The following is an 11708-nucleotide window of genomic DNA, read 5'->3' on the forward strand; positions in this document are numbered from 1 at the left end:
CATCAATGGCAAACAGGTGGTCCCATGCTCATGGCAAAAACACCCCTGAAGTGGTCCCTTTCACCTGGCAGCCGACAGTGAAACTTTCCAGACCTGCCGAGCCCGCTCCAAGGGCTGCGGAGCCCCCGCCGCCAGCAATGGCCGGTGCCAATGCCGCGGTCGCGACGGGGAGCAGGCCCTTGAGCTTTTCCCCGGTCGAGAGCCCTGCACTGGCGATCCAGGCAGTCGAACTGGTCACCGACAGCACCGGACTCAGCGAGGTCAGCCCCGAGATCACCGAACCCGGCGATAGCGGCGAGGCGAGATTCTGCAACGCCCTAGGTACCGTCGACGTCAGCTGCATCAACGCCGCCTGTGTATCCGTGGCCACCGAACCACCGGTGGTCTGGGCGACGACGGCACCCTGGGTAGCAAGCCCGCTTGCGTTGGTGATCTGTTGGGGCGAGGTGAATGGCGTCAATGTTGATGCGGCCGCGGACGAACCAGCGTAGCCGTACATTGCCACCGCGTCTTGAGCCCACATTTCCGCGTATTGGGCCTCAGTAGCCGCGATCGCCGGAGTGTTCTGCCCGAGAATATTTGTGGCGATCAGCGACAGAAGCAGGGTGCGGTTGGCCTCGATCACCGGCGGCGGTACGGTTGCCGCGAACGCCGCGGTATAGGCTGCCGCCGCGACTCGCGCCTGGCCGGCTGCCGACTCCGCTCCGGCAGCGGTGGTAGTCATCCATGACAGGTAGGGCGCAACTGCGGACACCATCCATGCCGCGACCGGACCATGCCATGACAGAGCAGCCAACTGTGAGATCACTGCCGCATAAGCGGTTGCCGCCGAAGTCAATTCGCTGGCCAACTCATCCCAGCCGGTCGCGGCTGCAAGCATTGGCCCAGAGCCGGGACCCAAATACATTCTGGCGGAGTTAACTTCCGGTGGGAGCGCCCCGAAATCCATTCGCGTATCCCTTCAATTGCCTCTCGCCGCTTCAGCCCGTGGTCGCCGCGTTGGCGGCCTCGGTGTCGGCATAGGAGCCAGCGCTGGTCCCCAGGGCGGCGACAAATTGGTCATGAATCGCAGTGGCCTGATCGGACACCACCTGATACAACTGCGCGTGCGCGGCGAATTGGGCCGCGGCCAGCGCCGAAACTTCGTCGCCGGCCGCTGGCGCCACCCCGGTCGTCGAGGCAAGCCGTGCCCTGAAAGCCCCATCTCCGAATGGCATTCGCCGCTCGGCAGAGTTCGTCAATTTATGTGAAATAGGTGAACCGTTAGTCGGTTGGTTCTGTACCCTTTATTGCGATGATGGATCGTTTTAGCGTTTAGTGAGATTTTGAGTTGATCGGTATGATTCGGCGATCTGGGTCAGCAACGGAGTCTGTGTCGAGCCTGCGGTAGAGTTCCGCCACTACCAAAGCCAGTCCATTTGCGATTCGATCTGATTCGCGGCGCCGAGTTCGTTCCTTGGCGAGCAGCTTAGTAAGGCGCGTGATTATCACGCTCTGAGAATTTCGCGGCTCCGCTATATCGGGTTCAGCGATGCGCTTCACGAACTCGGCGAGTAGGTCGTGCTGACGATACAGCGTTGCGCGACCGACACCGGCTTCCAACGCTAAGTTCGTTCTGGTCAAACGCCCGTCAGTGTGTACGGCGGCGCCGGCCAATAGACGCTCCATTGCGCTCTGGATCTCGTCTCGTGGGCTCATGGGACGTCCTCAATCCGCTTGTGTGCCTGATCGAGTACCCGCTCGACGTCAGCTTGGCGATCGGAAAGAGCCTGTCGGCGGGGTGGACTCAAACGAGTCCCGGCGATTGTCTGCTTCAGCATCTGCAGCTCTGAGATCCATACTGGGAGATGTTCCACGCCGACGACGGAGTTCGAGCACCGCGCCGGTTGACATAGTCCAAGGATCGGACCGCGAACCTCGGGGTTGGCATGGCGGCGGCACAGAGCGACATCTTCGTCGTACAGGCATGCGTTGGCCGGCCCGAAATGGATTTCTGGCGCAATCTTCTTCAGAAGTGCTGCAATCTCCGTATCCGACATCAGGATCGCTCTAAATCCCGCGGCGGAGTCGACATCTAGCACGTCGTTCAGCACTTGGGTCAGTCGTTCTCCGCCGCGACCGGCGAGCGGATGGCTTGTCTGGGCCGATTCTTTGATCATATTCACCATATGCTCGACGTTGTCCGCCGAGCTATTTGACTTGAGCAACGCGGCCCACGCGGGGTCGGGAGCCATGTAACGCGAAGTCGAGTTTGCGTAGGAATAGTCGATCACGTGCTTGAGTTGGTGGCTCAGCGCCAGCTCGTTGCCCCCCAGGTCGCGGCTGATACATGCGGTCGTTCGCCGAAACATGCGAGGTGAAAGGTTGGGGCCGCCCGGTATTGAGGGCAGACTGCTGCGGCCGCCGGTCGCCGCCAAATGCGTGAGCAACCAGTCGATTTCGCTACTTGCTGTGATGCCCGGGTCTGCCTTTTCGTGATCGCCATCAACGAAGCTGCCGAACAGATATTCAGGATGAACGCTGAGACGCTCAAGGATGCGGATAGTAGCGGCAACCTCATCGACGATCCACCAATGCGCCGGCTTCTTGGACGAACGCCCTTTGTAGATGTTCGATTTGACCGCTAGCACGCCGAAAGAACTACGCATGCAGTCTCGCTTGAGGTCTTGAATCTCGCTGTCGCGCATCATCGTCATGGCCGCGATGAACACGTAGCATGCGGCTCTGAGTGCTCTGAGTTCACAGCGAGCCTCGTAGTCAGACATTTGGTCCCGCCACGGCCGGGATCCGTGATCCGAGCTGTCAACGCGTGTAAATCCGACGCAATCTCGAGGGTTGCTCAGATACCCTCTTGATGCGTCAAAGACGTGTCCCGAACGCGCAAATTCCAGGATTTTTTGCTTGCGGCGGCGTCCAATTTCCTGATTGGAGTTCAGGATGTTCCTCTGGCCATCGTCGTTCCCGAACACGACGCGCTCAGTTCGCTTCCAGTTGATGTCACCCTCATTGAGGTCGGTTGGGTCGACCTCAATGTCGAAGACCGCGACACGGCTGTCACCGCGACCGAGCCAGTCCTCAAGCACGGCGTCGTAGTAGCGCGGCTTCCGGCGCGCTGCTACGCCCTGGGGCATGGCGGCGTCACCTTGCCGCGCGGCCATCAAGAGTTCGAATTCTGCTTTCGGAAGCCGTTTGCACGTGACTTCCTTCGCAGCGATGGCGTCATCGATCAAATTTCTCCGTCGATCGTTGCTACTAAAGAGTTTGACGGACAAGCCGGCGGTGATCAGGCGAGAGAGCCGTACCCAGTTGACTTGATCAGCTCTCCCGCGAACAGAGCGCATAGGGACCACCGCGTTCGCCGATTCCAGAAAATCATCCATCATTGCTTCGTAGTTAATGATGTGCGCGCGGAACTCCGCGTCGTCTGCAGCAAATCGCAGTTCTTCGTCGAGTCCGACACGGAGTTCACACCGGTGTGTGTCCCGCAGGGTTAATATGTCGTCGGCAAAGACGTCGATGTACGTCCAGCACGCGCTAATCAACGGTATCCACCGCGCTGGAGGAATGACCTCCGTCCTTCCTTTGCTGGCGGCTCTGGTGATCACACGATTTGTTTGGCCATTCCATGGGTCGGACGCGATGCCCCCACCCGTGAGGATCGGCGAAAGTGTCACCAAGTCCCGGATAGCGTTCACATGGTTGTTGACGGTTCCATGTTTCAGCCCCTTTGCAATTGCGGCTTTGACCATGCCTGACCAGTCTCGGGGCGTCCACATCGAGATGTCGTCGGGCAGGTTGTTGTCCGCCTGCCACTTAGCGGCGTACCGATAGGACTCACACCGTGAACGGACGTGTCCGAGCGAGAACTGTCGGCTGCCAAAAGATACTGATCGATTCAAGAGTCTAGGATCACGCGTATTTAGCAGGGCCATTGCGACCTCGCGACTGCGCAACGACCAAGCTGGGTGCTCCGGAAACACCACTTTCATGTGGCTGCGCCGGCGGTTGGGGGGCTTGGGGATGACGCCGAACGCATCCCACTCCGAGGCGCCAAAGCAGATTGCAGGCGCGTTATCGATCCGGTCAGGTCGACTCGAGAATACGTCCTCAGAATGATCGAACAGATCAGAGACTAGCGGCAGCGAACTGCTGCGTGCATCGTCATTTTCGGGCCACGTCATTGGGTTCCTCGAGGTGCCCAGGCGGGAAGGTCTACAGCAACGGAAGAGCTTCCCTGTTCTGCGGTGTGGCGAATGCTAGCCGGTAGGGCTGCGATCAACGCTTGAGCTGCACCGTACTGCGCGCCCCAAGTGGCAATCCATTCCTCGGGGCCCATCGACGTACGCGCGGCATCCATCGCCTTCATCAACGCGATGATGTTCGGTAGATGATCGGTGAACACGACAGCGTTCTCGCACATCAAGCATGAAAGCGGCGCAGATGCACACAGTTTGCCTTTGGTCGTGAATGGCGAAGCATACGGGTTCTGGCAATCGACAAGACCCATGTCAAGGGCTCCGGACTTGATGTCGGATGCTTGTGTCGAATCAATAGGGAGCGCCGCCTTCAGGGTGCCCGCGTCGACGCGTGCCCGCTCGTCTAAGAACGCGTGGAACCCGGTCTTTACCGCCTCGGCAAGGGTTGACTGAAAGCGTGAAATCACCTCTGCTGCATACACTTTTAGAGTAGTTGTATGCCCATAGCTTGAGAAGAAAACTTGGGTGGTGTGGTCATCTCCGGCAATGTCAGCCATCACGCCGCGCAACTCGATAGCACGTTGCGTCACTTTTGTTTTCCGAATCCGCCGCAAGTCGTGCGGGACTGAAATCTCACCGGTGGCGTGCAGCCCTTGCACCGACTCGATCCACCTAGATAACCGGTCTTTGTTCGAGTCAACCGGGGTGACGCGGTACATGCCGTGATAACTGCCGAGGGTGACACTTACCCACAGTTGGTTGCGGCAATCCTCCGACACCGTACGCGCTGGCTCGCCAAAACTGCGGAGCGCAGCGACGACACTAGGGACATCCCATCCGTTGCGTTGCGCCGAACCTGGAAAAAATCTGCCTTTCGATCGCCCAGCGCGCGCCTTCGTCATCTGCAGCCTGACGCCGTCGTCGGGCCACTCAACGTCAGACAACGTCAGGGAAGATATCTCGTCGGCCGACGCACCCGTACCGGCCATAAGCAATACACGAAAGGGGATCAGATCCGCGCGCATAGGAAATAACGACCGGTAACACCATCGTACAGCCGCGAATCGACGGGAGTAACCGAAAGGTCCCAGCGTGAAAAGCTGGTGCGCCTCTGCGGGAAACAGTTCGAGGATCGCGGGTTCCACTATTTCCAACTCCGCCACCAGTTCTAGTTGAGCCGCCATCTTCAACATTTGTCCGAGCCGCTGATGAATGGCGTCCGTCAATAATCCCGCATCATATTCCGCCACAGCCTTTTCCGCCCACTTACGAAGCTTGCGAAGGGCTCGTACGTGAGCTCGCGCGGCAATGACTAATTGCTGCAGTTCGTCCTCACTAAACTCGTCAAGTGGCTGCTCCTCCGGTTTCGCGATCAGACACGGACCTTGCGCAACCGCAGAAAGGACAGCGTCAGTGATCACCCCGTCGGAAACCGCGCCAGCCAATTGCGCCTGAACGACGCTCGCCATTCGATAGGGCATAACTGAACTCTCTCGATACTTGGCAATCAGCCATTTACTCCAGTCAACCAAGGTTTCGACAACATACTCGGGCTTGAGGCTGAGGTTAAAATCCGGCGTTTCGGCCTTCTCGACAAAGCGAAGATAGCTGTCCACAGCCTGCCGGTGCAGGTCGATGACCGATGACGACCTGCCGCCGGCAACCTCAATCCACTGATCTGCCAATTGTCCTGCCAACTTGCTGTGGCTATAGCTGCTCGGGTCAAGCTCACAGACGCGCGTCACTCCATTCTGGGCGGGCTTCTCTAGGCGTCTGATGCCCACAATCGCTAAGGGTGCGCTCATCGCGGACGTTCTCGTGTCCGGACTATCCGCATCGATTTTGCGGTCATTCTTTCGCGGCATGTTCCCTCGCGCTTGCGTCCATGTCCTCGACATCGGCGCTTGGGACTGCTGCTGCCACCAATCTGTCGATGTCTTCGACATATCTGACATACTGCAACGTCTGAGCAGCACTCGCGTGGCCCAGCAGTTCCTGGAGGCAGATCAGCGGGTCCCGCGCTACCGGGCGATCCAAGAGTGACGCAGTCGGAACTGCTTTCATCCTATCTGCGTACGCAGCTCGCAAGAAGTTTATGGCGAAGGTATGCCGCAAATCATGGGGTGTCACCTTCCGGATGCGGTCATCTTCTGGAAACTGACGCGACATTGCGTCACTGAATCCAACGAACAAGTCCTCCCACCCAGACCGAGTCATTCCCACGCCGCGGCCCTCACTTATGAATACACATAGCGGCTCGACCTTGCCGTCGTCACGTATCGCGATGGCTTTCAGTCGCATCTCGACTGGCAAAAGGTGCAACAAATAGTCCAGTCGATCTCCTTGCCAGACACCAGAGATCCTGCCAGTCGATTTCGTGAAGCTTGTCACGACGAAGGAACTGTCCAACCTATTATGCAAAGCGCGCTGAGCACGATTCACGACATCCGGACGCTCAACCTTTCTGTATCGCCGGATCGCCTGAACCGCGTAAGTCGGCAAAATGACGTTTCTATTTATGCGATATTTCGCAGTCGCTTCGAGCTCTATACTTATGCCCTGAGCCAGCAGCGTTCCGTTGTCAATCTCCAAGGTCAGAAGGCTTCGAAATTCCTGCAGTCGCAGGCCCGACGTGGCTAGGGTTTTGACAGCAGCTACATTTCGCGCAGGCGACCTTGCGATCCCCGAGGTCTGGTACATCCCGCCCGCAGCCCTCAACAACTCTTGATATAGGAAGCTGTCCACATGTCGAATCTTCGAATGGCGTAGTCTATTCGTTGATAAGTTATCGCGGCCATTGCGCGACAACATCTTCACAGGGCTTCGAGCAATTAAGGCGGAGCTCTTAGCCCACGAATAAAACTGTCTTATTGCCGACCCGTCGACTCTAAAGGAATAATCACCAATAGTTTCAATCGATTTCCGAGTGCGATATAGGCGATATGCTGTCAAATCTTTATCTGAAGCATCAAGAAGCGACAAAACTCCTCGTTTTTCCAAATATCTGTTGAACGCGACTAGCGCATTCGCATACTGCAATTGCGTAGTTGCAGCGAGGCCTTCTTTCGCAGCAAAAAACGCTAAGAAAAGTTCGGCCGGATAGCCATCCTCGTCAAGCACAATTGGAAACCCATCGCTTACACGCTCGTCGCGGTTGGGCACGCACCGTGAGATACCGGGATGCCTCTCCTCTGCCAGAGCCAGCCCGTCGAACTTAGCGACAACCACCCGATACATCGCACTCCTCCCGAAGACGACTCAAATCCAAAGAGTCGACTTAGTGAGACACACGTCTCAACTCAGCATAACCGGCCCCCGTCCCGCCGCAGACCAGGAATGACAACCGTGCGGCGATGATGCCGGACAGCAGTTCGGCGGCCCGTCGCGCCACGGTGCCGGCGGCCGTCAGCGCCGCCAGGTCCTGGGTAGCCGGCCGGAGTACCCGCAATGACAGGCACGTTCCCCGAGCCGCCACCGGCGGCAGGACGGCGTGCAACCGCACCGCGAAATCGCCGGCTCCGATCCCGGTCAGCTGTCCGTCCACCCACGGCTGCGCATCGTCGAGTCGCCGCCCGGCGGCTAACGCCAGCCGCTGCGCCAGTCGCCGCACGGCCGCCTCATCGGCAAATCGAATATGGCTGCGCTGCAAACCGTTTCGATCATCTACCCAAATCTCGTCCGGTGCCGTCACCAGCACGTCGGTGGTGTCGCGCGCGCGCAGCAAGGGATCGAGGATGCCGGCACCGGTCAGTTCCGTCTGCAGCAGCCGAAGATTAGCCAGCACCTCTGTGTCGCCGAGGATCCCGCCGGATTCGGCGCGGATCGCCGCGGCGACCACGGCGGGCCTCAGCGGGCCCGGATCGGCGGCCAGCCGCTCCCTCACCCGCTCGATCAACGATCCGTTCATGCCGCGCTCCCGGCGGGAGCCCGGCGTCTGCTCGGCAACACGGCGAGCACCGAGCGGGCGGCCGCAGCCAGCGCGGTGCGGCGCCCCAAGCGCAGTCCGCGTCGCTCCAGCTGATCGGCCAACCCCGGCTCGGCACGCATCGATGCCAGTAGCGGCGCGCCCGCGATGTCGGCGACCTCGGCCGCGCGCAATCCGCCCGGCGCCGGCCCGCGGACGACCAGTCCGAGATTGGGATTGATCGCCCGCAATACCGGTACGACAGCCGCAGCGGCCGCGCATGCCCGAACGTCACACCGACTGACCAGCACAACCAGCTCGACACTGTCCAGGGCCGCATGGGTCGCCTCAGTCAACCGCCGCGGAAGGTCGCACACCACGGTGACGCCGCCGCGGCGGCCCGCTTCCACGATCGCCGCAACCGGATCCGCCTCCAACTCACAGCCCCGCCGGGTACCCGACAGAACGCTTACGCCCTGTTGTCGCGGGAGCGCCTCGCGGATCGCCGGCCAATTCAGCCGTCCACCGGCAAGGGCCAGGTCAGGCCACCGCAACCCGGGTGCGGACTCCCCTCCCACCAGCAGATCGATGCCACCACCCCACGGGTCGAGGTCGAGCAGCAGTGCGTCGCCCGCGGTCTGCGCCAATGCGGCGGCCAGCAGGGAGGCACCCGCGCCGCCGCAGCCTCCGATGACCGCCACGCCGTCTCCGTAGCGGCGGTCGTCGCGCGCCGACTCCGCGGCTTCGGCGAGTTCGCCGACCAGGTCGTGTTCCTGTTGCGGCAACTGCAGCACCCGCTCGGCGCCCACGGCCACCGCCGACGCCCAGGCATCGGCGTCGGCGTCACAGCTGGTCAACACGCTGACGTGGGCGCGTCGCGGCAATGCGGCCCGGCCGCACCGGTGCGCCGCCTGCTGATCGAGGACCACCGCCGCAGCCGCTGACCACGACTTCCTGCTCACCGAACTTCGCTCGCCGGCATGCACCACCCGCAGCCCGACGGCTGCGGCGACCCGGTCGATTTCCTCGCGAAGGTGCGGCTGCGCCAGGATCGCCAGCACTCCCGATCCGGCGGGTTCGGAGGGGCGACCGCCCGGAGAAAGGTCGTTCACCCCTCCACCGTGCGGCGCCGACGGTATTGGACACCAGTGCCAAAGCGGGATCTGTGGAGAAAGACCGGTCTGTGCACCAAATCGTTCGCTGCGCCCCCGCCGGCGGGGGAACAAGGGCCGTCTCCGCAACGCATAGGTTGCGGGATTTCGCCGTGGGCGAGAAAGATTTTTACCCCAGAAAAGGGACGACCCCCGCCAGGGGGGGAGGAGGCGGAGGTCGTCGTGTATCAGCCCCGGGGGGTCGGGCTGATACACCCTCGGCTCAAGGCCGAGTAATGCTTACTATACACATGCCAGCCGGGAGTCACGCAAGTACTCGGCGCAAGGAAATAAGTGGCTTGAACCGTGTAAATGCGGTGGGCAGAAAGACAACAGCCGTATTCAGCCGCCCACTTTGGGGCCCAACATCGCGGCGACAAGGCTTCGTCGACCTATGCTGGACTGGTGACCGCCCCCGACGAGGCCGCGCCCCAGCAAATCTCGCCGCAAACATCGGAGCCGGCGCTGCCGAGTGCCCGCACCGCCGCCTTCTTCGACTTGGACAAGACCATCATCGCCAAGTCGAGCACCCTGGCGTTCAGCAAACCATTCTTTGCGCAGGGTCTGCTTAACCGGCGAGCGGTGCTGAAGTCGAGCTACGCGCAATTCATCTTCCTGCTTTCCGGCGCCGATCATGACCAGATGGATCGGATGCGCACCCACCTGGCGAACATGTGCACGGGCTGGGATGTCGCGCAGGTGAAATCGATCGTCGGCGAGACGCTGCACGACATCGTCACACCACTGGTGTTCGCCGAAGCCGCGGATCTGATCGCCGCACACAAGCTGTGCGGGCGTGACGTCGTCGTGGTGTCCGCGTCGGGGGAGGAAATCGTCGGGCCCATCGCCCGCGCCCTGGGCGCCACCCATGCGATGGCGACCCGGATGGTGGTGGAAGACGGAAAGTACACCGGCGAGGTCGGCTTCTACTGCTACGGCGAAGGCAAGGTGCAGGCGATCCGCGAGTTGGCCGCCCGCGAGGGTTACCCGCTCGAACACTGCTACGCGTATTCCGACTCGATCACCGATCTGCCGATGCTCGAGTCCGTGGGCCACCCGTCGGTCGTCAACCCCGACCGCGGCCTGCGCAGGGAAGCCCTCGAACGGGGTTGGCCGGTGTTGTCGTTCTCACGACCCGTATCGCTGCGGGACCGGATCCCGGCACCCTCGGGCGCCGCGATCGCGACGACCGCCGCGGTCGGTGTCACCGCGGCGGCGGCAGGCGCGGTCACGTATGCCTTGTTGCGGCGTTTCGCTTTCTAGCAGCCAGCAGCGTCAGCAAACACTTAGTGCGCGCAATTAATTTGCGTTGCACAACTTTGACACGTTTAGGCCTTGCTGTGCCTGAGGTCTAGTAGTACAAAGGAGTCACGGCAGCCTGGTGAGGCCAAGGTCGATCCGGAAGAGAAGGTTCGATCTCCCAACCCGGGCACCCAGCACGGTTCCCGGCACCCACGCGGAGTCATAGCCACTGATATGGCAGAAGTGTTGCGGGCCTGCGTAATTGCGAAGAACGGATTGCCCCGACGGCCCTTTGGGTGGGGTCGCAGCAGGAAGTGTCGCAAACGCGCCGAGGCCACCCACGCAGCCCAGAAATGCACGCTTGGTAACCGAGAACCGTGTTGGCGGGCGGCGATTCGATAATTTCGGATCGCCGCCCGCTTTGCATTTGTGCGTCCTTATTGTGGCCATCTGCCAGCTATCGCCGGGGCACCGCCTCCGCAATCGCCAGCGCCTCCTGCGCGCCCGACCTCAGCGCCCGGCAACACAGCACCAGCCAGCCCGCCACGCCGTCGGCGGTGCCCGACGCGAACTTACCCGCGGCGTCGCGGTACGCGGCCGGCTGACGCATCCAATTGACCTCCGGCACACCGAGCCCGTGCGGGTCCAACCCGGTGGCGATGGTGACCAGACGCGACACTCCGCGTGCCACCACCCCGTCGGCGCTGCCGAAGGGCCGCAGCGTCAATAATTCGCCATGCGCCACCGCAGCAACCACCGGCGCCGACGCCTGAGTGGGTCGGCTGACCACCTCCGCGAGCAACTCCAGCCGCCGGCCGATGTCGGGATCGACGCGCGGCCGGCCCAGCCGTTCGTCGTCAACCAGGTCGGCGGCGGCGAGCATGTGCAGCCGCGCGAGTGCTTGCAGTGGCGCCTTCTGCCAGACCGCCACAAGCGCTCCCCCGCCGCCCTCCAGGGCCTGCGCCACCCGTAGCGCACCGCCGAACACCGGATCGCTCACGCCCTCAGCATCCGCGACGTCGTCCAGTCGCACCGGGCCCCCGTCGAGCACCGAGGATGCCCGCGCCGCACGCAGGGATGCCTCCGCGGCAGTCACGGGCCAGCCACGCAGGTTGGCCCGATGCCGGTGCGCGCGACCGAGTGCCTCGCGCGCCCGGTCGCTCGCCTCGGCGACGCCGGGCAGATCCATCAGCGGAGCCAGCGGGTCAGTCACAG

Annotated in this window: 7 protein-coding genes and 2 pseudogenes; 1 reads left to right on the forward strand and 8 read right to left on the reverse strand. The window is 61.7% G+C overall.

Annotation, left to right across the window (positions count from 1 at the left end; all coding sequences use genetic code 11):
• Positions 1–376 precede the first annotated feature (376 nt).
• From AO501_RS39415 to ssd, 7 genes and pseudogenes are all read right to left on the reverse strand, one after another.
• Positions 377–949, reverse strand: a pseudogene (locus AO501_RS39415) (PPE family protein); the annotation flags it as partial.
• A 31-nt stretch (positions 950–980) separates the two neighbouring features.
• Positions 981–1217 (reverse strand): PE family protein, encoded by a 237-nt coding sequence (locus AO501_RS15755; RefSeq protein ID WP_082658660.1) that lies wholly within the window; start codon positions 1215–1217, stop codon positions 981–983.
• Between the two features lie 477 nt (positions 1218–1694).
• Positions 1695–4181, reverse strand: coding sequence for a hypothetical protein (locus AO501_RS15760; RefSeq protein ID WP_055578602.1), 2487 nt, complete (start codon positions 4179–4181; stop codon positions 1695–1697).
• On the reverse strand, positions 4178–5893 hold the full coding sequence (locus tag AO501_RS15765) for a site-specific integrase (protein ID WP_231752511.1): 1716 nt from the start codon (positions 5891–5893) through the stop codon (positions 4178–4180). The genes AO501_RS15760 and AO501_RS15765 overlap by 4 nt, the downstream gene beginning before the upstream one ends.
• Before the next feature lie 151 nt (positions 5894–6044).
• The gene (locus AO501_RS15770; protein WP_055578604.1) at positions 6045–7433 is read right to left on the reverse strand and encodes a tyrosine-type recombinase/integrase; all 1389 of its coding nucleotides are present in this window, start codon (positions 7431–7433) and stop codon (positions 6045–6047) included.
• Positions 7434–7491: 58 nt separating this feature from the next.
• Positions 7492–8103 (reverse strand): annotated as a pseudogene (locus AO501_RS15775) (ATPase, T2SS/T4P/T4SS family); the annotation flags it as partial.
• Positions 8100–9152 (reverse strand): septum site-determining protein Ssd, encoded by a 1053-nt coding sequence (gene ssd / locus AO501_RS15780; protein ID WP_082658667.1) that lies wholly within the window; start codon positions 9150–9152, stop codon positions 8100–8102. The gene ssd and the pseudogene AO501_RS15775, both read right to left, overlap by 4 nt.
• 504 nt (positions 9153–9656) lie before the next feature.
• On the opposite strand from ssd, the gene AO501_RS15785 reads away from it, so the two are divergent.
• Complete coding sequence (locus tag AO501_RS15785) at positions 9657–10514, forward strand: HAD-IB family hydrolase (protein ID WP_055578606.1); 858 nt, start codon at positions 9657–9659, stop codon at positions 10512–10514.
• Between the two features lie 436 nt (positions 10515–10950).
• Here the strand turns inward: AO501_RS15785 and AO501_RS15790 are convergent, their stop codons facing one another.
• A complete protein-coding gene (locus AO501_RS15790) occupies positions 10951–11682 on the reverse strand; it encodes a hypothetical protein (RefSeq protein WP_055578646.1) in 732 nt (243 codons plus the stop codon).
• Positions 11683–11708 lie beyond the last annotated feature (26 nt).

The sequence above is a fragment of the Mycobacterium gordonae genome, assembly GCF_001417955.2.
GTDB lineage: Bacteria > Actinomycetota > Actinomycetes > Mycobacteriales > Mycobacteriaceae > Mycobacterium > Mycobacterium gordonae_B.

Coding starts and splice junctions, on each gene's coding strand:
- AO501_RS15760 (WP_055578602.1), bottom strand. CDS start 4,181: ATGACGTGGCCCGAAAATGACGATGCACGCAGCAGTTCGCTGCCGCTA.
- AO501_RS15755 (WP_082658660.1), bottom strand. CDS start 1,217: ATGCCATTCGGAGATGGGGCTTTCAGGGCACGGCTTGCCTCGACGACC.
- AO501_RS15770 (WP_055578604.1), bottom strand. CDS start 7,433: ATGTATCGGGTGGTTGTCGCTAAGTTCGACGGGCTGGCTCTGGCAGAG.
- AO501_RS15790 (WP_055578646.1), bottom strand. CDS start 11,682: ATGGATCTGCCCGGCGTCGCCGAGGCGAGCGACCGGGCGCGCGAGGCA.